22 protein-coding genes are annotated in these 25,006 nt (G+C 39.4%); 8 read left to right on the forward strand and 14 right to left on the reverse strand.

Going from position 1 to position 25,006, the window contains the following annotated elements:
* Positions 1–975 (reverse strand): 6-phosphofructokinase, encoded by a 975-nt coding sequence (gene pfkA, locus BM073_RS02405; RefSeq protein ID WP_091649843.1) that lies wholly within the window; start codon positions 973–975, stop codon positions 1–3.
* 215 nt (positions 976–1,190) lie between these two features.
* Here pfkA and BM073_RS02410 point away from each other — a divergent pair, with 215 nt between their 5' ends.
* Positions 1,191–2,081, forward strand: coding sequence for an aldo/keto reductase (locus tag BM073_RS02410; protein WP_091649845.1), 891 nt, complete (start codon positions 1,191–1,193; stop codon positions 2,079–2,081).
* A 71-nt stretch (positions 2,082–2,152) separates the two neighbouring features.
* Entirely contained in the window at positions 2,153–4,327 is a 2,175-nt protein-coding gene (locus BM073_RS02415) for an acylase (protein ID WP_091649848.1), read from the forward strand.
* A 242-nt stretch (positions 4,328–4,569) separates the two neighbouring features.
* Here the strand turns inward: BM073_RS02415 and msrB are convergent, their stop codons facing one another.
* The 7 genes from msrB to BM073_RS02450 form a co-directional block, all read right to left on the reverse strand.
* Positions 4,570–4,989: a peptide-methionine (R)-S-oxide reductase MsrB gene (gene msrB, locus BM073_RS02420; protein WP_091649851.1), complete on the reverse strand. Its 420-nt coding sequence runs from the start codon at positions 4,987–4,989 to the stop codon at positions 4,570–4,572.
* Between the two features lie 43 nt (positions 4,990–5,032).
* Positions 5,033–7,417 carry a penicillin acylase family protein gene (locus BM073_RS02425; RefSeq protein ID WP_091649854.1) on the reverse strand — a complete coding sequence of 795 codons (2,385 nt, stop codon included), beginning with the start codon at positions 7,415–7,417 and terminating at the stop codon, positions 5,033–5,035.
* A 998-nt stretch (positions 7,418–8,415) separates the two neighbouring features.
* Positions 8,416–8,793, reverse strand: a complete 378-nt coding sequence (locus BM073_RS02430) for a magnesium citrate secondary transporter (RefSeq protein WP_091649857.1) — start codon at positions 8,791–8,793, stop codon at positions 8,416–8,418.
* The gene (locus BM073_RS02435; protein ID WP_091649860.1) at positions 8,793–9,077 is read right to left on the reverse strand and encodes a hypothetical protein; all 285 of its coding nucleotides are present in this window, start codon (positions 9,075–9,077) and stop codon (positions 8,793–8,795) included. Before BM073_RS02435 ends, BM073_RS02430 begins: the two co-directional genes overlap by 1 nt.
* A gap of 18 nt (positions 9,078–9,095) precedes the next feature.
* Positions 9,096–10,280, reverse strand: coding sequence for an aspartate aminotransferase family protein (locus BM073_RS02440; RefSeq protein ID WP_091649863.1), 1,185 nt, complete (start codon positions 10,278–10,280; stop codon positions 9,096–9,098).
* Between the two features lie 10 nt (positions 10,281–10,290).
* Positions 10,291–11,187: an RsmD family RNA methyltransferase gene (locus tag BM073_RS02445; protein ID WP_091649865.1), complete on the reverse strand. Its 897-nt coding sequence runs from the start codon at positions 11,185–11,187 to the stop codon at positions 10,291–10,293.
* Positions 11,188–11,220: 33 nt separating this feature from the next.
* On the reverse strand, positions 11,221–12,048 hold the full coding sequence (locus BM073_RS02450; protein WP_091649868.1) for an SDR family NAD(P)-dependent oxidoreductase: 828 nt from the start codon (positions 12,046–12,048) through the stop codon (positions 11,221–11,223).
* 163 nt (positions 12,049–12,211) lie between these two features.
* On the opposite strand from BM073_RS02450, the gene BM073_RS02455 reads away from it, so the two are divergent.
* Genes BM073_RS02455 through BM073_RS02465 form a run of 3 tightly spaced genes read left to right on the forward strand, consistent with a single transcriptional unit; the run spans position 12,212 to position 14,358 of the window.
* The gene (locus BM073_RS02455) at positions 12,212–13,033 is read left to right on the forward strand and encodes a lyso-glycine lipid O-acyltransferase GlsA (protein WP_091649871.1); all 822 of its coding nucleotides are present in this window, start codon (positions 12,212–12,214) and stop codon (positions 13,031–13,033) included.
* Positions 13,026–13,997, forward strand: a complete 972-nt coding sequence (locus tag BM073_RS02460; RefSeq protein ID WP_091649875.1) for a glycine N(alpha)-acyltransferase GlsB — start codon at positions 13,026–13,028, stop codon at positions 13,995–13,997. The genes BM073_RS02455 and BM073_RS02460 overlap by 8 nt, the downstream gene beginning before the upstream one ends.
* A complete protein-coding gene (locus BM073_RS02465) occupies positions 13,984–14,358 on the forward strand; it encodes a CoA-binding protein (protein ID WP_091649878.1) in 375 nt (124 codons plus the stop codon). The genes BM073_RS02460 and BM073_RS02465 overlap by 14 nt, the downstream gene beginning before the upstream one ends.
* Here BM073_RS02465 and BM073_RS02470 read toward each other — a convergent pair.
* From BM073_RS02470 to BM073_RS02480, 3 genes are read right to left on the reverse strand one after another with little or no spacing between them, the layout of a single operon-like run.
* Positions 14,339–15,232, reverse strand: a complete 894-nt coding sequence (locus tag BM073_RS02470; protein ID WP_091649881.1) for a Brp/Blh family beta-carotene 15,15'-dioxygenase — start codon at positions 15,230–15,232, stop codon at positions 14,339–14,341. The two genes, BM073_RS02465 and BM073_RS02470, sit on opposite strands and share 20 nt — an antisense overlap.
* Positions 15,219–16,361: a lycopene cyclase family protein gene (locus BM073_RS02475; protein ID WP_091649883.1), complete on the reverse strand. Its 1,143-nt coding sequence runs from the start codon at positions 16,359–16,361 to the stop codon at positions 15,219–15,221. Before BM073_RS02475 ends, BM073_RS02470 begins: the two co-directional genes overlap by 14 nt.
* Positions 16,362–16,403: 42 nt before the next feature.
* Complete coding sequence (locus BM073_RS02480; RefSeq protein WP_091649886.1) at positions 16,404–17,153, reverse strand: bacteriorhodopsin; 750 nt, start codon at positions 17,151–17,153, stop codon at positions 16,404–16,406.
* 348 nt (positions 17,154–17,501) lie between these two features.
* Between BM073_RS02480 and gyrB the strand changes: the two genes are divergently transcribed.
* The gene (gene gyrB / locus BM073_RS02485) at positions 17,502–19,460 is read left to right on the forward strand and encodes a DNA topoisomerase (ATP-hydrolyzing) subunit B (protein ID WP_091649891.1); all 1,959 of its coding nucleotides are present in this window, start codon (positions 17,502–17,504) and stop codon (positions 19,458–19,460) included.
* Positions 19,461–19,538: 78 nt separating this feature from the next.
* Complete coding sequence (gene ppk1 / locus BM073_RS02490; protein WP_091649894.1) at positions 19,539–21,662, forward strand: polyphosphate kinase 1; 2,124 nt, start codon at positions 19,539–19,541, stop codon at positions 21,660–21,662.
* Positions 21,663–21,689: 27 nt separating this feature from the next.
* Here ppk1 and BM073_RS02495 read toward each other — a convergent pair whose 3' ends face one another.
* The 3 genes from BM073_RS02495 to BM073_RS02505 all read right to left on the reverse strand — a co-directional run bounded on the left by BM073_RS02495 (position 21,690) and on the right by BM073_RS02505 (position 24,028).
* Positions 21,690–21,902 carry a hypothetical protein gene (locus tag BM073_RS02495; RefSeq protein ID WP_091649897.1) on the reverse strand — a complete coding sequence of 71 codons (213 nt, stop codon included), beginning with the start codon at positions 21,900–21,902 and terminating at the stop codon, positions 21,690–21,692.
* A 67-nt stretch (positions 21,903–21,969) separates the two neighbouring features.
* On the reverse strand, positions 21,970–23,751 hold the full coding sequence (locus BM073_RS02500) for an SLC13 family permease (protein ID WP_091649899.1): 1,782 nt from the start codon (positions 23,749–23,751) through the stop codon (positions 21,970–21,972).
* 1 nt (position 23,752) lies between these two features.
* Positions 23,753–24,028 (reverse strand): YidH family protein, encoded by a 276-nt coding sequence (locus BM073_RS02505; protein ID WP_091649902.1) that lies wholly within the window; start codon positions 24,026–24,028, stop codon positions 23,753–23,755.
* 45 nt (positions 24,029–24,073) lie between these two features.
* On the opposite strand from BM073_RS02505, the gene BM073_RS02510 reads away from it, so the two are divergent.
* On the forward strand, positions 24,074–24,955 hold the full coding sequence (locus tag BM073_RS02510) for a DUF3078 domain-containing protein (protein ID WP_091649905.1): 882 nt from the start codon (positions 24,074–24,076) through the stop codon (positions 24,953–24,955).
* Positions 24,956–25,006: the final 51 nt, after the last annotated feature.

Genomic DNA, 25,006 nt, shown 5'->3' on the forward strand with positions numbered 1-25,006 from the left:
TTAGATACTTAAGATTTCTATCAGTTTCAAATGATCTTCAATCAGTGGTTTGGTTTTGCCTATGCAGTCTCCAAATGGAGTGTAAACAACCTGTTGATTCATCACTCCGGCCATGCAGTTCACTTCTCCTTTCAACAGACCTTCTACAGCTGCCATTCCACATCTACTTGCTAAAACTCTATCTCGGGCCGTAGGGTTTCCACCTCTTTGAATATGTCCTAAAGTAGTCACCTTAAATTCCTTGGAAGTGTCCTTGATTTTACTTTTAACTTTCTGCATCACTTCCTCAGCATTCCCGGCATCATCTCCTTCTGCTACTACGATAATGCTGGAAGATTTAGTCTTTCTAAGGTTTTTCAAGGACTTTACCACCCCTTCTATATCCGTAGCGGTCTCAGGAACCATCACGAATTCTGCTCCGCCTCCAATTCCTGATTCCACTGCAATAAAGCCAGCATCTCGTCCCATCACTTCTATGAAAAAGATTCTGTCATGAGCAGCAGCAGTGTCCCGAATTTTATCGATTGCTTCCAAAGCGGTATTAACTGCCGTATCAAACCCTATGGTGTAATCTGTCCCGTATAGATCGTTGTCTATGGTTCCTGGACAGCCGATTGTTGGGATTCCAAATTCTTCGAAGAAAATTTTTGCACCTGTAAATGTTCCGTCTCCTCCGATTGCGACAATTCCTTCGATTCCGTGTTTCATCAGGTTGTCATAGGCTTTTTTTCTGCCTTCCGGAGTTCTAAATTCCTTTGATCTGGCAGATTTAAGGATGGTTCCCCCACGCTGAACAATATTACTTACAGAGTAGGAATGCATGCGTTTGATATCACCTTCAATCATTCCTTCATATCCGCGAAATACTCCGTAAACTTCCAGTCCTTTAAAAATAGCTGTCCTGACAACAGCTCTCACACAGGCATTCATTCCTGGACTATCACCTCCTGAAGTAAAAACGGCAATTTTTTTCATGTTTTCTGTATTATCTAAAAGGTCAATAAAACCAATCTCTTGATAGAATTCCCATGAGGGAAAATCTTAGATCGTCTGGTTTTAATAAAATAGGTTTTTAAGCCCCGCAAAAATAGGGATTAAAGGAGGAAAGCCGTAGTTTCTGGGATGATTTAAGTGGAAAATTTTATCTATGGAATGAAATCATATTTTTGAATTGTAAACCCAAAATCAAAATGAATAGACGAACTCTTCCCCTTGTGGATTTCCAAATACCCGAAATTTCTTTAGGCTGTATGTCTCTTCCTGAAAAGAAGAATGAAGGTATAAAAATCATTCAGGCTGCGATTTCTTCAGGAATCAATTTATTGGATACGGCTGATTTGTATCAAAGAGGCTTTAATGAGGAAATGGTAGGAGAAGCCATTCAAGACCGCAGAGATCAGGTGATTTTAGCAAGTAAAGTTGGGAATGAATGGAGAAAGGATGGTTCCGGATGGGATTGGAACCCTAAAAAAGAATACATTTTACGGGCGGTGGATGCAAGTTTGTCCCGTTTGAAAACCGATTATATAGACTTATATCAGCTACACGGAGGCACTATTGAGGATCCATGGGAGGAGACTCTAGAAGCCTTTGAAATATTAAAGAAGGAAGGAAAAATCCGAGCTTTTGGGATTTCCTCTATTCGGCCCAATGTTATCCGAAAAGTAATGGAATTAAACCCTCCGGCCAGCATTATGATGCAATACAGTCCATTGGATAGAAGACCTGAGGAAGTTGTTTTTCCCGTGTTGGAACAAAGTGAAACCCGGGTTCTGGTAAGAGGGGCATTCGCAAAAGGCTTATTGATAGATAAGCAATCCTCTGATTTCTTGAGTTATCATGCTGATAAAGTAAAGGCTATGAAGGACTTTTTAAATTCATTCATCTACTCAGCCGAGTCCTTGTTGATTCGCTTTGGCTTAAGCCAAAAGGCAGTTGCATCTTTGGTCATTGGGGCTAGTTCAGTAGGCCAAGTTGAAAAAATGATGAGAGCCTACGAAGAAGGGATGCAGATAGAGGAAGACTTCATCCAAGCAATTCGAAGGAAATTACCCGCAAATCATTACCAAGATCACCGCTGATCAATTTCTTCTATACAGGATTTATATTTCCCTTAATTTCAAGATTGAAAATCAACCACCCATAGATACCTATGATTAAAAATATTTGCTTGCTACTTCTGATAGCTTTTATCGCTTGCAGTCCCAAAGTTGAAACAGAAGTTGATCGCTGGGAAACCCGAGCTGCCCAAGTGGAAATAATTCGGGATGACTTTGGAGTTCCTCATATTTACGGAGAAACCGATGCTGATGCGGTATTTGGACTGCTTTACGCTCAATGCGAAGATGATTTTAGAAGGGTTGAGCGAAATTATGTATGGGCAACAGGAAGATTAGCTGAACTGGAAGGGGAGGAGGCAATTTTCTCTGATTTGAGAGCCAATTTGTACATGACAGAAGAGGAAGCTAAGGCTGCTTATGAAACAGCTCCGGATTGGTTGAAGGAATTATGTGTGGCTTTCGCAGATGGCATAAATTACTACCTACATACACATCCAGAAGTTGAGGCTCAGGTAATTACTCATTATGAACCATGGATGCATTTATTCTTTTTTGAAGGTTCCATAGGTGGAGACATCGAGCAGATACCTCTAAATGGAATTCGGGAATTCTACGGAAAAGAAATCAGTGTACCTGTTTTGGAGGCAGTTGCTGAATGGAAAAGCCCTGAGGCATTGGAAGAACCTGCGGGATCGAATGGAATTGCAGTTGCCGGGGAACTGACAGAGTCAGGAAATGCTATGCTTCTTATCAATCCCCATACCTCATTTTATTTCAGACCAGAGGTGCATGTTGTTTCCAATGAGGGTTTGAACGCCTATGGAGCTGTGACCTGGGGTCAGCTTTTTGTTTATCAGGGATTTAATGAAAAAACCGGTTGGATTCATACTTCCACCCGAGTTGACTTTATCGATGAATTTGTAGAAGAAGTATTCCAAAAAGAGGATGGCTCACTGGTTTATCAATATGGAGATGAGGAAAGACCGGTGGAAGTAAAGCAAGCGACAATTAAGTATAAAACAGCCGAGGGGATTAAAGAGAAAACTTTTGACTTTTATAGAACCCATCATGGCCCGATCACTCACGAAATGGATGGAAAATGGGTGGCAACCAAAATCAATTGGGATCCTGTTCAGGCCTTGATTCAAAGTTTTACCCGAACCAAGTTGAATAATTTTGCAGAGTTTAAGGATATGATGAATATCCGTACCAACTCATCCAATAACACTGTTTTTGCTGATGCAGAAGGGAATATCGGCTATTTCCACGGGAATTTTATTCCTAAAAGGAATCCTGAATTTGACTTTTCTGAACCCGTAGATGGCTCTAATCCGGCTACAGACTGGCAAGGCTTACACACGGTGGATGAAAGCATTGTGATCCTCAATCCTGAAACGGGCTGGATTCAAAATTGTAATTCCACACCATATACAGCCGCAGGGGAATATTCTCCGAAAAGGGAAAATTATCCTATTTACATGGCCCCTGATCAGGAAAATTTCCGAGGCATTCATGCAGTTAAAGTTTTGAAAGAGGCTAAAAATTTGACATTGGATTCATTTATAGAATTGGCACACGATCCATATTTACCTGCATTTGAAGCTTTGATTCCTGAATTGGTCGCTGCCTATGAAAAAGTAGGATCTAAAAATAAAGAGGCAATTCAGAAGCTGAAAGCTTGGGATTTCCGTACTAGTAAGGAATCAGTGGCTATGTCTCTGGCTCATTTTTATGGGATGAATTATGCGCGAAATGTAGGTTCGTTGAATCGCTTCATCGACGATCCATCAATTAGTGGGGAATTTTCTAAGCCTAGCGACAATCAAGTCGTGGAGGCTTTTGATCAAACTATTGAGGAAATGAACGCAGATTTCGGATCTTGGAATACCCCTTGGGGCGAGATCAATAGATTTCAAAGACTTTCAGGTGCTATTGATTTGAAGTTTGACGATGATAAACCATATATCCCTGTAGGTATGGCTTCTGGAACCTGGGGAGCTTTGGCGGCTTATGGTGCAAGAAGTACAGAAGATACCAAGCGATTATATGGATATAGAGGGAATAGCTTTGTAGCCGTAGTTGAATTTGGTGAAAAGGTAAAAGCTAAAAGTATTTTAGCTGGAGGTCAAAGTGGGGATCCTAATTCACCTCATTTTACCGATCAGGCGCAGCGTTATGCTGATGCAAATTGGAAAGATGTGGCTTATTATCAAGAAGATGTTGAAGCCAGAGCTAAGGAGCGTTATAAGCCAGGGAAAAGGAAATAATTGTATTGACTAAAAAAACTTATGTCAATTCGGGCAAGGTCGATGGGTTCTCGACTTCGCTCGAACTGACATATTTTTGACATGTATATCCGATTTTCTGTCTATAAGAGAACTGAGGTGCATAAAAGAAGCACAACAGTTCAATTCAAACAAGCTTCGGTCAACTGTCTTCGGTCTCCCTGCTCGATAAGCAAAGGAGATTTGGCAACTGACAAGATTCCGGATATTGATATAATCCGGTTTTACTCTCCTTTCTTGAAATCCATACTGACTGAATTAATACAATAGCGAATTCCTCCTTGATCTTTAGGGCCATCCGGGAAACGGTGACCTAAATGGGATCCACAATTTCCGCAGAGAATTTCTTCCCGAATCATGAAGTGCGAATAGTCCATCTGCACCTCGATTGCCTCTGGACGAATTGGCTCTGTGAAGCTAGGCCAACCACAGCCACTGTCATACTTTTTCGAAGAGTGAAAAATCTCATTATTGCAGACCTTACACTCGTATATGCCGGTGTCCTTGTTTAAGTAATATTGCCCCGTGAATGGCCTTTCTGTTCCCTTTTCTCTAAGCACATGATAGGACTCAGGATCTAGTTTATTTTTAAGTTCCTCTTCAGAGAATTGAACCGGATATTCTTTTTTATTTTTCTTGCTCATAGATATCTATTTAGAATTCTAACCCATCCGATGCCAAAGAAGTTTATCTCGGCTTTAATATGAGAGGCTCCTCTGCGCTTTTGATGATGTCCTTTTTATCCATCAACTGATATCGGTATTTCCCTTTGGCGTAAAGATTCGCCTGATTTTTATAGTGTTTGCTAAAACGATTCCCACTTTGACCTGTGGGAAGCACAGAAAGCGATTTTTGAATATTTTGAAAATCTATCAAAATCCGCATAGCCGGTCCAGTAGTAACCCTATAAATTCCTTCTCCATTTAATTTGAAGGCCAGTTTATTGACTGCTTCATCATTGGCTGGAATCGGTGCAGTTTTAACATTGAATATCTTGTCCAACGGTTTTTTACTTCCTAAAGGGTGGGGGTGCTCGGCGATTATTACCTTCTTCCAGTCCCAGTCATCCAAATCCTTTCCTAATTGATCGCTAAGCTCATCCAGGGTAATCTGCAAGCTGTTGGTGAATATATCTTTTGCGCTTTCCTTCTCGGGGGTTTGTATATCATCCCACCAAGGGCTTCCTAGGTTTTTGATAAAGGGAAGGTTGGATCGAATCATCATAAATGTGCCTAGATAATTTTCAAAGCCTGCTTTTCCCAGCTCATCTTCCATTGAAAGGCGAAGGGTATGGTATAACCATTTGTAATAAATAGTTGGAGTAGGGGAGTTTAACTCATGATTGCCGTCCCATTGGTTTAGAAGCTCTCGAGCTTTTTCTCTTCCTTGAAAATCAAAGTCCGGGATTTGATCCAACATGAATTGGGCGATTTGAGAGTGGTCTGTATTGATCACTTCAAGCTGCACCGCTTTTACATCATCCAAGGTCCAATCATTTTTGGATTGAATAGCCTCAGCGATTCTTAGCCATCTTTCACCGGGATAATAATAGCCAGGAAAAAACACGCCATTTCTTAGGGTGTCAGGTTGATTATTTGCAGAGGCAACAAATCCCGATGGAGGATTGATACTCATTGGATTCATGCTGAAAGGGTACCAACCAAGAGGCATGGTTTCGGGGTCTGAGCCATTTGCAAAAATCTTGGAATGAACTTTTTCAGATCGGATAGGCAATTTGGCAGCGGCCCACCAAGCGATATTGCCCAAACTGTCACCATACATGATATTCAAGCCGGGCGCATGAATGAGCTCTGCGGCTTGAGCCACATCCTGCATAGATTTGGCATGATTTATCTTGTAAAGTGACTCTAAAGCTCTTGTGGGTTCTGATGTATATACCCACCAAGAACTAACAGGACTTTGTGTCAAAGAGGCTATTTCAGGAACGACCCCATTCATGATGGGACCATGAATGGTTTGACGTATTTCAAAATCTACCGGGTCTTGCCCTTTTACTGGGACTTGATCTTTGAGTATAGTAAAGGGAAGAAATTCATCTCCATATCTGTATTCATTGGGATTATTGGGATTCAATTCTACTTCAAAAAAGTCCTGATCGTCGTTTTCAAACATGGTCAAGCCCACGCTGTGAAACAAGGAATGTCCAACCAGACCAAAAGGAACACCGGCAAGGTGATTTCCATAAAAATTAAAACCAGGATATTCCAAATGCGCCTCATACCAAACAGATGGAGAAGAAAAGCCAATATGGGTGTCATTGGCAAAAATGACCTTCCCGCTTTTCGTTTTAGATCCAGAAATGACCCAGCCATTGGAACCCTCCAAAAGAGGAACAGGAAGTTTTTCTAGCATGGATATAAGCCCGCTGCCTAAAGTAGACTTAAGAGAATCAGGATAATTGTTTGGGATTACATGGTGTTCTGGAAGTGTATGAACGGATAATGCTTGTAGGTAATTTTCACCGAGTTTTCTGCTCATTTCAGTAATCAATGGATCAGTCTTTACCGCCATGGCAAAAGTAAATGACATATAGCCCAAAATAGAGTGAACATCATTGATGGTGAATTCCCGGGGCTTTTCTCCCAAAAGGGTATATTCTACAGGTAAAGTACCTTCCTGAATAAATTGATTTATTCCAGCTATATAGGCTTCAGTGGCTTTTTTCCAAGGAGAATCAGGTTGAGAGTTCCAAAAGTCAGTGGAGCTTTGAGCATGCTCAGGAATTCCCAGCGTTCTGAAAAACTGGTCTATTTCCAATAAATCCGGCCCTAAAAATTCGGCTAAGGTTCCAGTTCCGACTCTTCTCATCATCTCTAACTGAAATAGTCGATCTTGAGCATGGAGGTATCCAAGAGCCATGTATGCATCAGCTTGGTTTGAGGCATAAATATGAGGGATTCCGTATTGGTCGAAGTAAACAGTGGTTTCTTCATTTAACCCTTGGATTGAAATCTCCCCTTCATATTGAGGAGTATGCAATGCTGTAAAAACCAATGCACCAATTGCTAAAATAAGAAGCAAAATGCCTAATACGATTCCTGTTTTTCTCATGTGTCAAAATTTTAGAAAAGATAATTGAAATAAAAATTGAAATCTGCCTCAGGTGAAAGAGATAAATAAATACAGTGGAAATAAATAGAAATACGCCTTCGGCGAAATATTCAGAAGATAATTTTCAAGATATTATCAAGATATGCCTTCGGCGAGATACGGGTCAATTCCCCCTTTGGAAGTGTAAATTCAATTCAGGATGATAGCTATATGTAAAGGGGGAAAGGGGGATTTAGAAATAAAGCTTTATTCAAGGAAAATTCAGTAGAAAAAATTAGAAATACGCCTTTGGCGAAATAGATAAAGAAATACAGTAGAAATAATTTGAAATACGCCTTCGGCGAAATATTCAGAAGATACTTTTCAAGATATTATCAAGATTTGCCTTCGGCGGGAAAACCTCCGATCGTACTCGGATCGTAAGCTCCAAAGGAGCGTACTATATCGTAGCCAGGGGTTTTAACCCCTGGTTTCATTATGCAACGCCTTTACCCAGCGCTGGCCCTATTTCTTCTTTTGGAAATGGGGCCCTGTGCCAGCAAGACAGAACGAGATTTTATTTTTATCGGATAGAAAATCCAACGATAAAGCCTCGGAATTACTCCCGACTCCTGTCGGTGATCCGAGGGGCACTCTTCAAGAAATTATCAAAATATGCTTTCGGCGAGAAAAACCTCCGATCGTACTCGGATCAAAAGCTCCAAAGGAGCGTAATTTATTAGCCACGCCAGAGGCGCGCAGGCCTGGGTGCAACCCAGGGTTAGGAAGGTTACGTTTCCCTCCCCAGCGCTGGCCCTATTTCTCCTTTTGGAAATGGGGCCCTGTGCCAGCAAGATAGAACGAGATTTTATTTTTATCGGATAGAAAATCCAACGATAAAGCCTCGGAATTACTCCCGACTCCTGTCGGTGATCCGAGGGGCACTCTTCGAGAAATTATCAAAATATGCCTTCGGCAGATAGCGGAAAAAATGAGCAGCGAAATATTAAACTTTTGATCTAATTAAAGACCTTCTGGCTTCTGGTATGGTTGATAAATTTATAAAAATAGATACTCCCTAATCCATAGCAGAGAATATCCCAATAATCAGAGGTATAGGTAGATGAATATCTTGGTAACAAAAACTCAAACACTATTGAGACATACACAAATGCAACCAAAACCTGAGCCTTGGAAAATTTGAAATGCTCCTTTTTAGGATGAATCCACTGATATATTTGAAGGGTTATTCCGAGTATAACAGGCATTGCTAACAAATCATCAGCATAAGAGGAAAGGAATCCGCTTGAATGCCAGCCCATGACTCTTTCAAAAAACTGGTTCGTCCAAAATAATATCACAGGAATAAAAAAGAATGGATTTTTGATCACTTTCATTATCCGGGGAGCGCTGCAATTAACCAAAGGATGAAGGTAATGATAGCCATATATATGGTATAAAAGAAGTTTCCGATCTTTTTGAAAGTTTTGACCAAATCAGAATCATCTTCCTTGATGTAAAACATCCAGTTTTCTTCATTGGATTTCTTATCAGCCTCTCGTTTTTGTTGATTTTCGAGGTCTTTGCCTCCCAGTGGTTTGCCGCAATGCTGGCAAGTATCTGTAAGATTCTGATTCCAATCCGACCATTGCCCACAATGGGGGCATTTCTTCTGTCCCATAAAAAATAAAGTTTAAAATTAAGCTACATCATCAATAGCCTGCAAAATGATGCTACAGGCACCTTTTATTTCTTCTTCGGTTATTACCAATGGTGGAGCGATTCTCATAGAATCATCACAAAACAGAAACCAATCGGTAATCACACCCAATTCGATTGCCCGGTCAATAATTGGTTTTAGAACTTCAAAAGATTCAAACTCAACGGCCATCATCAAACCTTTGTTTCGGATACCTTTGATTTTGGGGTGAATGAGTAGTTTTTTGAAAAGCGCTGCTTTTTCCTCTACCTGAGCGATCAAATTTTCTTTTTGTAAAATCTGAATAGTGGCCAAGGATGCAGCTGCGCTTACTGGGTGCCCACCAAAAGTAGTGATATGGCCCAGCAAAGGATTATTCTTAAAAACTCCCATCACCTCTTTGTTGGCTATAAATGCTCCGATCGGCATTCCACCTCCCATACCTTTGGCACAAACAACTATATCCGGGACTATATCAAAATGCTCAAAAGCCCAGAATTTGCCGGTTCTGCCAAAGCCAGCCTGAATCTCATCCAAGATCAATAATGCTCCTACTTCATCACATTTTTTCCGTAAATCCTGAAAATAATTTGTGCAGGCTACTCGAATTCCGGCTTCTCCTTGGATTGTTTCTACGACTACTGCAGCAGTATCCGAATCAATTTTCTCCAGATCTGCATAGCCACCATACACTATATTGGTGATTCCAGGTAAAAGAGGTCTATAAGCTCTTTTGAAAATTTCATTTCCTCCTATACTCAGTGAACCATGAGAACTCCCATGATATGCATTGATGCAGGAGAAAAGCTTTTTCTTGCCAGTGTATCTCTTGGCTAACTTGAGCGCTCCTTCAATTGCCTCCGAACCACTGTTTACAAAATAGACATTGTCAAGCTGATCCGGTAAAGTATCACAAAGTGCCTTGGCAAGTAGGGTTTGGGGAGTTTGAACATATTCTCCATATACCATCAGGTGGAGGTATTTGTCCAATTGATTCTGGATTGCCTCCAACACTTTGGGGTGCCTATGCCCCACATTACTGACTCCGATTCCTGAAATCAGATCAATGTATTTTTCTTGATTGGGGCCATATAGGTATACTCCCTCCGCCTTTTCCACTTCTATCATCAGTGGAAAATCTGTGGTTTGGGCGAGATGAGATAAAAATAATTGTCGGTTATTCATGATTTACTTATCAGAAACTCGAGAATCTGAAGAAAATTCCCAAAGGAAGCTTTTTCTCAAATTTATCCTGCAGATATAATTCTCCGTGCTCTGGGTTTTTCACTTCTCCGAAATTGGATTTGATCAGGTTGACAGCGATCAAAGAAGAAAAACTGAGTGAATACATATTTAAGAGTAAGAAATGATCTTTTGGATCTAAGATTTCTGCACAGGTTTTAAGCATTTCATTGATTTGCTCTTCCAATACCCATTTTTCTCCGTCTGGTCCTCTTCCATAGGCTGGAGGATCCAAAATAATTCCCTGGTATTTATTTCCTCTTCGGGCTTCCCGTTTGATAAACTTCATCGCATCATCCACAATCCAGCGGATTCCATCCAGCTTAGAAGCCTCCATATTGTGTCTAGACCAGGTCACTACTTGCTTGACTGAGTCTAAATGGGTGACATCTGCTCCCGCAGCTTTGGCTGCCACAGAAGCTGCTCCGGTGTAGGCAAAGAGATTGAGAACTTTTGGGTTTTTTACAGGAGAGCGTTTGATGGTGGAGAAAATATAATCCCAATTGACTGCTTGCTCTGGGAACAGGCCAATGTGTTTAAAGGACGTTTGGGCAAGATTTAGCTTGATATCCAAACCTTCCTCATTTTGATAGCCGATTTGCCAATTGTGAGGCATTCTTTTTAGTTGCTCCCAATGGCCTTTTTCAGGGTTGTTTTTTTCTTTTGCAAAGTGGGCATGTGCCAACTTTTTCCATTCGGAGTCTTGCATGCTTTTATCCCAAATAGCCTGCGGTTCAGGTCTGCTGACAATAAACTCTCCGAAGCGTTCCAATTTCTCAAAGCCTCCTGTATCTATCAGCTCGTAATCTTTCCAAACTCCGGGACTAAGGGATAAAATTCTGTCTTGCATAGCTAGTTATTTGAGCGAGCAAAAATAGGGAAATTATAGCAGACCCAAATTCGCCAGGCATTCCTCACTATATTCCCAAAGAGCTCGGGCATTTTCAGGATCTGAGGAAGCGGAATTAGATGATTTAGGCTTCTTTCTGACGTAATAAGCTCCGTTTTTGAGTTCTTTTGAAGGTATTTTTGCTAAAAAAATACTGGTTTGGGCTCCTTTCTTGGCTGAAATAAAAAATAATTGAGTTGCCCGAATGATCATCTTGCTGATTGGGTCTGTTTCGGATCCGAATGCTGTTTTGACTGCTCCAGGATGTAATGAGAAAGAAGAGATGCCTTGCTCACTAAATCTTCGTTTTAATTCTTTGGTGAATAAAATATTATAAAGTTTTGCCTGACAGTATGCTGAGAAGGTATTTCCGGATTTTTTGAGACTTGGGTCTTCAGTATTAAAACTTGCGATTCTATGAGCCTCTGAACTCACATTGATAATTTTTGCTTTGCCTTTGAACAGGGCATTTTCTACTAATTTAAATAGGAAAAAATGCCCCAGATGGTTGACAGCAAAAGTCATATCGAAGCCATCATCTGTCTTTTTTCCAGCAGGAAACATGCCGCCTGCATTATTGATCACAACATGGATTTCAGAGTAATTTTCCTTAATATAAGATCCGGCATTTTGAACGGATTTCATGGAAGAAAGATCCATTTCTACCCAGTCTAGCTTTTCGGTTTTTGGGAATTGACTGGCTAACCTTTGGGCTTTTTCCATATTTCTTACCGGTAAAATAAATCGGTCAAAATGGGGATAAAGTGCTTTTAGAGTTTCTAGTCCAATTCCGGAAGTGCTGCCTGTCAAAAGTAAATTCATATAGTATTTTTCTAAGACTACTCAAAAAGTACTCTCTTGGTTTTCAGTTTACTGTAGAGTTGATAACATACAAAAATGTTATGCATGCAGAATTTTTGTAATTTTAGCCTTATTTTCCCAATCTAAGCGAATAAATCCTAACTCTATTGAATAGCATTTGGCTATGTCGAAGAAATTTATTGATATAGAAAAGGCAATTGCCTCCAAAAACCCATCTTTATTGAAATGGATGCCTGGTTTTGTGCTCTCCTACATCAAACGTGTCACGCATGAGTCATGGATGAATGGAATCATGGACCGCATTGGGCACTTGAAAGGTCTTGATTTTGTCAATGCATTGATCGAGGAGTTTGAGATGGATGTGGAATTAATAGGAGAGGAAAAAGTACCCAGAGAAGGAGGCGTAATCATCGCTGCGAATCATCCTTTGGGTGGAATGGATGGAATTGCACTGATGTATGCCTTGGGTAGAATCCGAACTGATATCCGCTTTTTGGTGAATGATCTATTAATGACCTTCGATAATTTCAATCCAATTTTTGTCCCTGTCAATAAGCATGGAAGGAATTCTCAAGAAACTTTGGATAAAATTGAAGAGGTATATTCCAAAGATTTTGCTGTGCTAATATTTCCGGCAGGATTGGTTTCCAGAAAAATAGACGGAGAAATAAAGGACTTGCAATGGAAAAAAAGTTTTATTGCCAAGTCAAAAAAATATAAAAAAGATATACTTCTAAGCTTTATTGAGGGGGGAAATTCAAAATTCTTTTACAATTTAGCTAACTGGCGAAAGAAACTTGGGATAAAGGCAAATCTGGAGATGTTTTATCTTGCAGATGAAATGTATAAGCAAAGGGGTCAAAAAGTTAAGATTCGAATTGGTGAAAGAATCAAATATCAAACCTTTACCGATGAGAAATCTGACGCTCAATGGGCTGATCAAATGAAAGAAAAAGTGTATGAACTCGGATCGAAAAATGCATAAAGAGGCTGAAATTATTCCTGCAGTGAGCACGGAGTTGATTAAGGCTGAATTAAGGCCTGAAAGATTCATTCGTTACGCAAACAATGGAAACAATCTGGTTTATTTGGTTAATTACCACAATGCACCAAATGTGGTCCGAGAAATCGGCCGTTTGAGAGAATTGACCTTTAGAGCAGCAGGAGGAGGAACTGGCCTAGCATTGGATCTTGATGAAAATGATACCTGTGAAAATTGCTATGATCAATTGATTACCTGGAGCCCCGAAGATGAGGAAATTGTGGCTGGATACCGTTTAATTCATTGTAAAAAAGCCATTAATTCATCTGGGAAAATCAATTTATCCACCACTCACTTATTCGATTTTTCAGAGAAATTTATTTCTGACTACTTGCCTTACACTATTGAGTTGGGACGCTCTTTTGTTCAGCCTAAATATCAGCCAAGCATAGATAATAGAAAAGGAATTTTCAGCTTGGATAATCTATGGGATGGGCTTGGAGCAGTGGTCTTATTAAATCCAGATGTCAAATATCTATTTGGCAAAGTGACCATGTATCCGCATTACAATAGAGAAGGAAGAGATCTTTTGCTGAGATTTATGAATCATTATTTCCCAGATAAAGAAAATTTAGTCAGCCCCAAACCTGAGTTAAGACTTACTTATGAAACCGAATTAGGAACAGGTCCAAATATTTTTGAAGGCCTAGACTATAAAGAGGGCTACAAACTTCTCAATTCCCGGATTAGAAATTACGGAGAAAATATTCCGCCTTTGATCAATACTTATATGAATTTGTCTCCTACCATGATGACTTTTGGTACGGCTCTGAATGATGAGTTTGGAGAGGTAGAGGAAACAGGAATTCTAATCACATTAAAAGATATCTATGATACCAAAAAACATAGACACATGGATACCTTTGAAAGAGACAGAGTTTTAGGAAGTAGAAATGGGCAAATCTAAAAAAACATTAATCGTAGGTGCTACTCCCAATCCTTCCCGATATGCATTTGTAGCGGCGGGAATGTTTGATGATAGAGATATGGAATTTATCCCCATTGGAATCAAAAAAGGAGAACTTTTTGGAAAGGAAATTCTGGATTTGAGACAAAAGCCAGCTTTGGAAGATATTGATACGATCACATTATATATTGGTCCGGATCATCAAGAAGAGTGGATTGATTATTTGCTTTCACTCAATCCAAAGAGAATCATTTTTAATCCAGGAACCGAAAACCCAGAGTTTTTTCAGGCAGCAAAAAAGCAAGGTGTGGAAGTGACCCCAGCATGTACTTTAGTTATGCTTAGTACTGGTCAGTATTAGAGATTTTTTTGAAGAAATTATCCATATACAAAATATGTGGAAAGGAAATCAGGGAGATTAATACGAAAAATAAAAGCAGTAATTCCTGAGATTCTAAAAACCTAAGACCCAAAAATAGGATAAGGCCAATTCCTATGAAACTCAATATTGAGAAGGGGAGAAGTTGAATTAGAAATTTTTTAAAGCCCCGAAATTTGGGGAATTTTTCCAAAAATCGGTATTCGACCATCATACTCGGAACAGCATGCCAGAATCCAAAGTAAATAATAAAGGAAACTAGCAATGGGCTAAAGTATAAAAGTATGGGCAGTACAGTCAGATCAATCAAATCAGCTTTACTGAATCCAATTTTCAGATATAATTGAGTTGATAAACTGCTGATCAAAAATACGCTTATAATGAGAATTTGATAATCATAGAATCCCTCAACATCTAAAATAGGAGCTAAGATTGATTGGGTCATTTCAAAATCTCCAAAGAGAATCACAGACAGCATTAACAATCCCCTGCTGCAGTATAACAAAAAGTTTAAAAGTCTATTATTAACAAATTCCCGCTTAATAAAGTGAGTTTGTCCGAAGTGGTATGCGGACATAAGAAGAAATGCAGAAAGGGCGATTTTGGGTACTATATACCAAATCAAAAGATAAGCTGCAATCAATGATAAGTAGTTGATTAAAAACCTGATAAGGCTTTTTTGGTTGGTATGAGGATTGGATGTCAAATGGTCTATTGCTCCGTGAGGGATTCCGGCTGTAAGGAGTATTAGTAGAAAAATCCCATAATCCAAGATAGGAAGGTCAAATGAGAAAAGGGCATATACACAGCCTATCCCCAAGCCCAATATTTTGAAAATGCCTTCAATGCTTCTCATAATTCATGAGGCTTTTGATGAAAATCGGAAACCTTAGTCGGCTAAGCAATTTAATTTCTTGAAAAAGACTAGTTTCTTCTCCCAAGAATTTCATGACCAAATCAGTTTCATTCCTTTTAAACAAATCCTCGAAAATTCCTTTGAGTTCATGGGGCCATCTATGGGCGATATTGAGTAGGATGTTATCATAAAAGCGAAATCTGGCAGGAGACTTTTCGGTTTTAATGTTGTTTTCACCACTCAATAGCTGATTGACAAGTGATTGAGCTCTCTTTTGAATGGTGTGGAATGTATAACCTGTAGATGCCTTAGTCCATCCCGCTTTGGTACCGATAGGAATGATCCGTTTTGAAAAATCGGGGGCTTTTATTTGAGTTGTCATTGGAATAACTCCTTTTTCCTGAAAAGTGATTTCATAAGCTATTCCACTAAATTTTTCCTCCAGATATTCTTTGATTTTTGCGTTTAAGATTTCTTGACTTATATCCTGTCGACTGTAGGCGGTATACTCTATCAAGGCTGATTTGGAATGATAGGGTAGAATGTAAAAGAAATCAAATAGACCCTTTTCACTGTGGGTCCACTCCATCATCGTGAAGGTTGATTTATCAAAAATGTTTTGATCAGTTTCGATTTTCCATCCAGCAAAGATCTGTTTTAGAGCTTTGGAACCTAGGTGATCCGAATCTGTAAGTCTGGAATCGAAAATATAATTTCCTTGATAGATAGTATCATTTGAGGTGAATACTTCTACTGAATTTTCTTTTTCAATGATTTGAGTGACAGCATGTTGTTCATGAGTCACGTTGGGGTGAGATTTTAAAAAAGTATAGATGTGTTCAAAAAAATCTCTAGAATTTAAATGGAAATACTGAAGGTTTTCCATTTGGTGAGTATCCTTATCATAATTGGAACTCAAGCTAAGTTGATTCCAGGAATGGATCGCATTTCTTGGGTGAATTGGTAAAGGCTTTTCAGCCCAATAGCACCAGGTTTTATCCGGTATTTGACCCATATTTGGGTCTAGAAGTAATATTTTTGAATTTTTTAACGGACTATTGAGTAGGTGATACACCATACTAAGTCCGGCACAACCCGCACCTGCAAATATGAAATCGTAGTGCTTCATGGGAAGAAAAGAGCCGCCCGAGAGGGCGACTCTTAATTAGGTTTATGCTGCTGCAGTTTTGTTTTTGGATGATTCGGAAATTGCTACAGAGTAGATTACCAAACCGAAACCGATTTTGTTGATAGCATCAGCCAAGTTGTAGAACAAGTCGATTGAGCTTACTTCAAATGCACCTGACAACAAGTTTCCTGGCAATACCATATAACCGATTGGATAGATTGACCATCCTAGGGTGATGAAGATTTTCAATAGGAACATAGCTCTTCCTAAAGCAGGGCTGTTGGAATCTTTAGCCAATTTCGCTACATCTCCTGCGAATACTTCATATACGATATACAAATAACCTAGGGTAGATAGGATACCCCACATGATGTTGCTATCGATACCTGAAGTTTCACCGATGTAACCGGTTATTAGCATGAAAAGAGATGCTACGATCAATTTGAAAAGAGTGGAACCTTTTGCACCAAATGGTTTGGTCAACAAATAGAACTCCACACACATCAAAGGTACTGTCAAAGTCCAGTCAACATAACGGAAAGCTGTTGGGCTGGAACCAGTTTGTAAATAGAAATCTCTCATGTAGTAATAGTGAACTGCGGCAATACCTGTGATCAGTCCAGATACTAAAAGAGAGGTTTTCCATTTTCCATCTACAGATCCTCTTTCTACGAAAAAGAAGACTGCAGAAGCGAACATAGCCATATACCCAATGAAGAAGGTAATGGCTACCGGGTCTGAGTTAATGATTCGATCTAGTCCTACTAGATCGGCTGCTAAGGTTAGGTTCATAATTTTTTAATGGGGAAAGTGTTAACTGTTTGATTTGCTTACTTAAATAGATTCAGAATTAAATTTGTTTAACAAAAAGAATCTGAAATTAAACAAAATGGTATAAAGTGTTAAAAAACAAGTTTATATGTACTATAATCAGGTAGGAATAGGTGAAAAAAATTTTACAACAAATATGGATTTTAGAATAATATTTGGGTTATCAGAGCTAAGGCATACTATTATATTCACTTAGATAATGCTGTAATTATTCTCGTTTGAGTCACTTTTTTTGCTTATCTTGCCGAATCAATTGAATTTCAGAAAATCACCGTTTAAGCCCGTTTTAAGGGTTTTTTTCCAGTTAATATGAGCGAAGAAAAAGCGAAGAATCCGGCAGAGTACGGAGCCGGCAATATTCAGATTTTGGAAGGTCTGGAAGCAGTTAGAAAAAGACCTGCCATGTACATCGGAGATGTGGGAGTAAAAGGTCTTCACCACCTAATTTGGGAAGTAGTGGATAATTCCATTGACGAGGCCTTGGCTGGTCATTGTGATACTATTCATGTCACTGTCAATGAAGACAATTCCATCACAGTGGAGGATAATGGTAGGGGTATCCCAACCGATATGCACCCGAAGGAAAAACGTTCGGCCCTGGAGGTCGTACTAACTGTGCTTCACGCTGGTGGTAAATTTGATAAGGACACTTACAAAGTTTCCGGAGGTTTGCACGGTGTGGGTGTTTCCTGTGTGAATGCATTGTCGTCTGACTTGAAAGCCACAGTATTTAGAAACGGTGTTATCACCGAGCAGGAATTTAAAATTGGTGTTCCTCAATATCCTGCCAGAGAAATAGGAAAAACTGATAAGAGAGGAACGATCATTCACTTTAAGCCAGATTCCAGCATTTTTGCTATTACTGAATTCAAGTATGAGACCATTGCCAACAGGCTTAGAGAAATGGCATATTTGAATGCAGGAATTCGAATTTACCTCAAGGATCTCAGAGAAATTGAAGACGATGGAAATCCAAAGTCTGATGAATTTTTCTCTGAAGGTGGTCTGGTTGAATTCGTAGAATACCTGGATGAGACTAGAGAGAAAATCATCGATGCACCTATTTACATAGAGGCCCTTGATCAGGAAGTTCCTGTGCAAGTGGCAATGAGCTATAACAATTCCTACACTGAAAATGTGGTTTCTTATGTGAACACCATCAATACCTACGAAGGAGGTTCCCATGTAACTGGATTCAGGAGAGCTCTAACCAGAACGCTCAAGTCCTATGCTGATAAATCCGGCATGTTGGATAAGTTGAAGATTGAGGTTTCCGGTGATGACTTTAGAGAAGGTCTTACTGCGGTTATTTCCGTCAAAGTTGCAGAGCCTCAGTTTGAAGGCCAGACCAAAACCAAATTGGGTAACTCCGATGTGGTAGGCGCAGTGGATTCTGCTGTTTCCGAGACATTACAGTCATGGTTGGAAGAGCATCCAAAAGAAGCGAAAACTATCGTAGGAAAAGTAATCTTGGCAGCTCAGGCAAGACATGCAGCTAGAAAAGCTCGTGAAATGGTGCAGCGTAAGAATGTCCTTGGAGGCGGTGGTCTACCTGGAAAGCTTGCGGATTGTGCGAATTCTGATCCTACTGTTTGTGAATTGTACTTAGTGGAGGGTGACTCAGCGGGTGGTTCAGCCAAGCAAGGGAGAGACAGAGATTTTCAGGCTATTCTTCCCTTGAAAGGAAAAATCCTGAACGTAGAAAAAGCGCATGAGCACAAAATCTACGATAATGATGAAATCAAAAACATCCTGACTGCCTTAGGGGTTAAGTTTGGAACTGCTGATGACGATAAGGAACTTGATTTGACCGGTTTGAGATATCACAAAATCATCATCATGACGGATGCTGATATTGATGGTTCCCACATCCGAACTTTGATCTTGACTTTATTCTTCAGATATATGAGGACCTTGATTGAAAGAGGGTATATCTACATTGCTTTACCACCACTTTATTTATTGAAGAGAGGTAAAGACGAGCGCTATTGCTGGACTGAAGAAGAGAGAAAAAGATTGATCTCTGAAATGGCCAAAGACGGTAAAGAGGACAGTGTCGGTATTCAGAGATACAAAGGTCTCGGTGAGATGAATCCAGAGCAACTTTGGACTACCACCATGGATCCAAATGTCAGAACCATTAAACAGGTGACTATCGATTCGGCGGCTGAAGCAGACCATCTCTTTAGCATGCTGATGGGAGATGAAGTCGCCCCAAGAAGAGAGTTTATCGAGAAAAATGCTAAATACGCAAAAATCGATACCTAATACTTCCCAAAGGGGCTTTCGAGCCCCTTTTTTTGGCCAATAAATAAGATAAGCTATTCTGGAACAAAATTATCAGGTATGAAACTGGCAGTTGGAGATAAATACGAGTCAATCATCCAAAAAAGTGATTTAGTCAGTAGAGATTTAAGCTGGCTGAAATTTAATGAACGCGTGCTGGATCAGTCCAAGAAGGAGCACCGTTCAATTTTTGAAAAACTGAAATTTCTGGCAATCACTGCATCTAATCTGGATGAGTTTTTTATGATCCGTGTAGGTTCATTGTATAATTACCTGGATTATGATAAAGAGCGGATTGATTACTCCGGCCTTAGAGAAGAGCCTTTCAAAGCTAAATTAATGAAAGATTGCCAGCAGTTTCATGCAGAGCAGCATCATCATTTTATTGAAAATGTACTTCCTAGATTGGGCGAAGAGGGGATTTCTTTGGTCAATACTTCCAGACTGACAGCCGATGAACAGGAAAAGGTTCGTCAGTATTTTCAGAAGGCTATTTATCCAATGCTTACGCCTATGGTGTATGACGGGTACAGAACTTTCCCAATTTTGATGAATAAGCTTCTGATCTTCGGTGTGGTGACAACTAGCCCGGGAGAGAAGAAGGATATGCGCAAACTCAGCTTTGTACAGATTCCAGCAAATATCCCTCGTTTTTTTGAAATCGAGCGGGATAACATGTTGCTTTTGATTCCTATTGAAGAGGTAATTCGTGAAAACATCGTTTCGCTTTTTAGAAATGTAGAAATAGAAGCAGTCAGTCTCTTCAGAATTACCAGAAATGGTGATTTTACTCTGGAAGAAAGTGAAGATATGGACGCTAACTTTCTGGAAGAAGTGAAGCGGAAGCTGATGGAAAGAAAAACCGGTAGGGTAGTTAGAATTGAAATTGAAGAAGGGTATAGCAAATGGATGCTGAACTCATTATTAGAGAGATGGAATCTGAAAAGTGATTCGGTCTTTTTGGTGAAACGATCCAGCATGATTGATTTTACCGGTTTCTGGCAAATCGTTGGAAATAAAAAATTCAGAGATAGATTGCCACAAATCCCTGAGCCGGTTAAGCCTCTTTCTTATCGAGATGAAGGGACTGCTGATATTTTTGAGATTTTGAAAGAAAAGGATATCCTGCTTCATCACCCGTATAACAATATTGATTCTATTCTGGACCTAATTGAGAAGGCAGCCGATGATCCGGATGTGATGGCTATCAAAATGACCATTTACAGGTTAGCGAAGGAAAGTAGAATTACCAAAGCTTTGTTAAAGGCTGCTGAAAATGGAAAGCACGTTTCTGTTCTTTTTGAGGTCAAAGCAAGATTTGATGAGGAGAATAATATCAGAGAGGCCAAAAAACTTCAAAAGGCTGGATGCTTTGTGATTTATGGCATCACTCATTTAAAAACGCATACCAAACTTCTTTTGATTGTCAGAAAAGACAGAAATGAGATTACGCGTTTTGTTCACTTAGGCTCAGGTAATTACAATGAGGATACAGCAAGACTATATACAGATATTGGGCTCCTGACTACTAATGAGGTTTTGGCAAATGATGTATCAGAATTCTTTAATGTAATAACTGGTCACAGCATGCCTTCTCAATATCAAAATTTGATTACTGCTCCTCGGGACATGAGAAATCAGCTAATTGAATACATTGAGCAGGAAGCAGAAAATGCAAGAAATGGTCTTCCAAGTGGGATTTTTATCAAAGTCAATTCTTTGGAAGATTCCGAAATTATTTATGCCTTGTACCGTGCTTCTCAGGCAGGTGTGATTATTAAATTAGTGATTCGGGGAATTTGTTGCCTAAGACCTGGAAGACCTGGACTGAGTGAAAATATAGAAGTGATTTCTATTGTTGGTGACTTCTTGGAGCATTCCAGGATTTATCATTTCCATAATAATGGCCAAACACGAACTTATGCAGGTAGTGCTGATATGATGGTTAGAAGTTTTGACAAAAGACTGGAGTCTTTGTTCAAGGTAGAATCTCCATTATTGGAAAAGCAGTTGATGAATATCTTAGCTTTTAATCTTCGGGATAATTTCAATTCATACGTGATGCAAGAGGATGGGACTTATCTGGCTAAGGAGCCGGAAAATGGGGACGAAGTTTTCAATGTTCACAAAGAATTTTTCAATCTGGACCCTGATAAGGTAATGCAGGTCAGATTAATAGATTAATAAAAAAAGCGCCGAGAGGCGCTTTTTTTATTTCTTTTTACTTGCAACAGCCAATAGAACAATTCCTGCTGCCACCACAATTCCTCCGGCATATTGAGGCCAATCCAGCTTATTTTCTTTGTCAGCTGTGACTTCTAATGGCCCCGCATCTATGACTTTTTCTTTGGTAGTGAAACTGATACTACCACTAAAAAGCATAAAAATGCCTGCAATAATTAAAATAATTCCGAAAATTTTCATTGGAAGAGGGTTTGAATGGAACAAAAACGAGTATAAAGGTTGGTTTTATTGGTGATTTATCCAATTATTAAAAAGGATAAAAATATGGAATTAACCAAGTTGCTAATATCCACATGATCAGGTTTAGTGGAATTCCCACCACCAAATAATCCCTGAACTTATAATTTCCTGGATTGTAAATCATCGTATTAGTCTGGTAACCCATAGGAGACATAAAACTTAAGCTTGCCGCAAATGTAACAGCCATCAAAAAAGGTCTGCTATCCACTCCAATTGATGCAGCTACAGTGATGGCAATAGGAGCTAAGAGAGCAGCGGTAGCATTATTGGACATGATATTGGTCAATAAGAAAGTCAGTCCAAATATCCCTCCCAAAACAGCTCTAGGGCCAAACTCCCCCAAGTTTTCTGTAATCAAATCCCCTAAGAGCTGTGCTCCTCCAGTTTTCTCCAGAGCAGCACCCATGGAGAGTACGCCGGCCAGCATCATAATCACTTTCCAATCAATAGCTTTATAAGCTTCCAACGGGTTGATTGATTTAAGTAAAACTAGGACTACCACACCACCTATTGCGCTAACTGCAATTGGAAAAATTTTGAAAGCCGAAAGTAATATTACTGCTGCTAAGGTAGCTACCGTAAGAATACTCTGAGTCTTATTGATATTTCTGCTCTTGTTTTCAGCCAGTAATAGAAGGTCGTTTCCTTCACTTAGCCTTTGAATTGCTTCTTCTGTACCTCTAAGAAGTAAAATGTCCCCTGCACGTAGCTTAGTCTGCTTGAGTAAGCCTTCCAAAAGCCCCGCTCTGTGTCGTATACCTACTACAGTAATCTGATCAAAAATATGCCGAAAGTTAAGGGCTAATAGCTTTTTATTAACTAAGTCTGAGTTTGGAGTGACTAATGCTTCATACAGTCTAACTTCATCATCTGTAATATTCTCCGTGCTCCATTCCAATTCTGATTTTATCGATAGTCCTGCGATTTTCTTGAGTTTTTGTATGGTTTCTTTTTCACAGGTGATTCTTATCAGGTCATCTTTTTCAATGGGAGTATTGGGGTATACTTTCACTTTTCTTCCATCTGCTCTTAAAATTTGTAGGGCTTCGATAGGATAAGCTTTGAATAATTTCTGTTTGTGAAAAGGCTCACTGATTTGTTCAAACTCTTTAGTAATGACAATTTCTATGAGGTAATTTCCGAGATGGGAGCTGTCTTTTACACTGAAAAGAGCCTTTCGCTTGGGAATAAGCCAAGTGCCTATTGAAATCATATATATAATACCAGCGATAAAAAATATAACTCCCGCTTTAGTCATTTCAAATACACCAAACTCCTCCAAGCCTTCTCTTGCAGCGATTCCACTTACTAGGATATTGGTACTGGTACCTAGTAGGGTACATATTCCGCCCATTAAAGCTCCAAAAGATAAGGGCATTAAAACTCTGGATGGTGAAATTCCATTTTTTTTGGCGAGTTGAATAACGGTTGGCATTAGCAAGGCGACAACTGCAGTATCGTTGATAAATGCAGATAAAATACCTGCGGAGAGCATCAAACTTAATATCAGACCAACCTCACTTTTTTGGGCTTGAAGTGTCAATAAACGACCGAATGAGTCTAAAAGTCCTGTATTAAAGATTGCAGCAGAGATAACAAACATGGCTGCCACAGTGACTGTAGCAGGATTGGAAAAGCCGGCAAAGCCCTCTTCTAGGTCTAAAATCCCTGTAAAGATGAAAAGCCCCATGATGCCAATGCTAACGGTATCTATGCTCAGCCTTTCTGTAAAAAATAAAATCATCGCCAAACCAATGATGGCGAAAACAAGACCGATTTCAAACGTCATATTACATCAGGTGATAAGTGCCTTTTTTGAGTTTTTTCCGAACTCTGAAATAATTGTAAAAACCTAGAATGATTAAAATCAGAGATAATCCAAATGACAGGTATCCTAAATCCCGTATGTGGTCCAAATTTTTCACCTCAAACAATGCCGTGCCACTTACCAGGAAATACAAAGAAGTACGGATGTAAGATAGCAGGGTTCGTTGATTGGCTAAAGTAGTTCTCTGTCTAGCTAAAAAATCCCTGATTATTAATTCATTTTCAAAGTCATTTTCCATACCTTATACTAGTTGATAAAAGTAATTTAACAAATCACACAGCCTATGAAAAGAATATTTACGCTTTTCTTTTTAGTTTTTGGGGTAGCTTTTGCGCAAGCTCAAGAAACTGAAAAGGATACAACTTATTGGTTAAAAGAAATAGGGGGAGGCCTAAACTTTAACCAAGCTTCCTTCAGTGGTAACTGGACGGGTGGTGGAGTGAACTCCATTGCAGTTGGTACCTATCTTCAGGGCAGGGCAAATTACAAGAAGGAGAAATGGACTTGGGATAATACCTTGGATTTCATTTACGGTGTGGTAAAAAACCAAGACCAAGACGGTAGAAAATCCAATGATAGGTTATTTCTAGATTCAAAAGTTGGATATAAGATTGGTGAGTTCTGGAATTTATACTCCTCTGCAAACTTCCTTTCTCAGTTTGCACCGGGCTATAACTTTGACGACACAGGTAGAACCTTAATTTCCAAATTTGCCAATCCGGCTTACCTTACATTTGCTTTGGGATTTGAGTATAAGCCCAATGATGAGTTTAGCCTTCGTTTATCCCCCTTTGCTCCGAGATTTACATTTGTCACCGATACCGAATTATATTTGAATGTCCCTCAAAATTATGGAGTGCCGATAGGAGACAAGGTCAGAACAGAATTGCTTGCCATGAATATCATGGCAGATTGGAATAAACAACTTTCAGAGAATGTTTCTCTCCTGGTGCGTTACCAGTTGTATGCAAATTACGAGACCTTAGCATTTGACACGATTGATCATAGATTGGATGTAGCATTAACAGCGAAAGTTTCCAATTTGATCAATGTGAGTTTAACCAGTTTGAGCATTTACGATATTGATCAAGACGATAAAATACAATTTAGCCAAGGGCTAGCTTTGGGGATTTCCTTTAAGCGCAGTACGTTTCCGGCTAAGTAATTAATAAAAACAAATTTTTATTTTGGATTTTGTTTTGTTAATAATTGTATT

This window comes from Algoriphagus ornithinivorans, assembly GCF_900115305.1.
GTDB classification, from domain to species: Bacteria; Bacteroidota; Bacteroidia; order Cytophagales; family Cyclobacteriaceae; genus Algoriphagus; species Algoriphagus ornithinivorans.

What these genes read in the sequence shown, in the direction of transcription:
- pfkA (WP_091649843.1), bottom strand. Translation starts at nt 975, where the DNA reads ATGAAAAAAATTGCCGTTTTTACTTCAGGAGGTGATAGTCCAGGAATG.
- BM073_RS02410 (WP_091649845.1), top strand. Translation starts at nt 1,191, where the DNA reads ATGAATAGACGAACTCTTCCCCTTGTGGATTTCCAAATACCCGAAATT.
- BM073_RS02415 (WP_091649848.1), top strand. Translation starts at nt 2,153, where the DNA reads ATGATTAAAAATATTTGCTTGCTACTTCTGATAGCTTTTATCGCTTGC.
- msrB (WP_091649851.1), bottom strand. Translation starts at nt 4,989, where the DNA reads ATGAGCAAGAAAAATAAAAAAGAATATCCGGTTCAATTCTCTGAAGAG.
- BM073_RS02425 (WP_091649854.1), bottom strand. Translation starts at nt 7,417, where the DNA reads ATGAGAAAAACAGGAATCGTATTAGGCATTTTGCTTCTTATTTTAGCA.
- BM073_RS02430 (WP_091649857.1), bottom strand. Translation starts at nt 8,793, where the DNA reads ATGAAAGTGATCAAAAATCCATTCTTTTTTATTCCTGTGATATTATTT.
- BM073_RS02435 (WP_091649860.1), bottom strand. Translation starts at nt 9,077, where the DNA reads ATGGGACAGAAGAAATGCCCCCATTGTGGGCAATGGTCGGATTGGAAT.
- BM073_RS02440 (WP_091649863.1), bottom strand. Translation starts at nt 10,280, where the DNA reads ATGAATAACCGACAATTATTTTTATCTCATCTCGCCCAAACCACAGAT.
- BM073_RS02445 (WP_091649865.1), bottom strand. Translation starts at nt 11,187, where the DNA reads ATGCAAGACAGAATTTTATCCCTTAGTCCCGGAGTTTGGAAAGATTAC.
- BM073_RS02450 (WP_091649868.1), bottom strand. Translation starts at nt 12,048, where the DNA reads ATGAATTTACTTTTGACAGGCAGCACTTCCGGAATTGGACTAGAAACT.
- BM073_RS02455 (WP_091649871.1), top strand. Translation starts at nt 12,212, where the DNA reads ATGTCGAAGAAATTTATTGATATAGAAAAGGCAATTGCCTCCAAAAAC.
- BM073_RS02460 (WP_091649875.1), top strand. Translation starts at nt 13,026, where the DNA reads ATGCATAAAGAGGCTGAAATTATTCCTGCAGTGAGCACGGAGTTGATT.
- BM073_RS02465 (WP_091649878.1), top strand. Translation starts at nt 13,984, where the DNA reads ATGGGCAAATCTAAAAAAACATTAATCGTAGGTGCTACTCCCAATCCT.
- BM073_RS02470 (WP_091649881.1), bottom strand. Translation starts at nt 15,232, where the DNA reads ATGAGAAGCATTGAAGGCATTTTCAAAATATTGGGCTTGGGGATAGGC.
- BM073_RS02475 (WP_091649883.1), bottom strand. Translation starts at nt 16,361, where the DNA reads ATGAAGCACTACGATTTCATATTTGCAGGTGCGGGTTGTGCCGGACTT.
- BM073_RS02480 (WP_091649886.1), bottom strand. Translation starts at nt 17,153, where the DNA reads ATGAACCTAACCTTAGCAGCCGATCTAGTAGGACTAGATCGAATCATT.
- gyrB (WP_091649891.1), top strand. Translation starts at nt 17,502, where the DNA reads ATGAGCGAAGAAAAAGCGAAGAATCCGGCAGAGTACGGAGCCGGCAAT.
- ppk1 (WP_091649894.1), top strand. Translation starts at nt 19,539, where the DNA reads ATGAAACTGGCAGTTGGAGATAAATACGAGTCAATCATCCAAAAAAGT.
- BM073_RS02495 (WP_091649897.1), bottom strand. Translation starts at nt 21,902, where the DNA reads ATGAAAATTTTCGGAATTATTTTAATTATTGCAGGCATTTTTATGCTT.
- BM073_RS02500 (WP_091649899.1), bottom strand. Translation starts at nt 23,751, where the DNA reads ATGACGTTTGAAATCGGTCTTGTTTTCGCCATCATTGGTTTGGCGATG.
- BM073_RS02505 (WP_091649902.1), bottom strand. Translation starts at nt 24,028, where the DNA reads ATGGAAAATGACTTTGAAAATGAATTAATAATCAGGGATTTTTTAGCT.
- BM073_RS02510 (WP_091649905.1), top strand. Translation starts at nt 24,074, where the DNA reads ATGAAAAGAATATTTACGCTTTTCTTTTTAGTTTTTGGGGTAGCTTTT.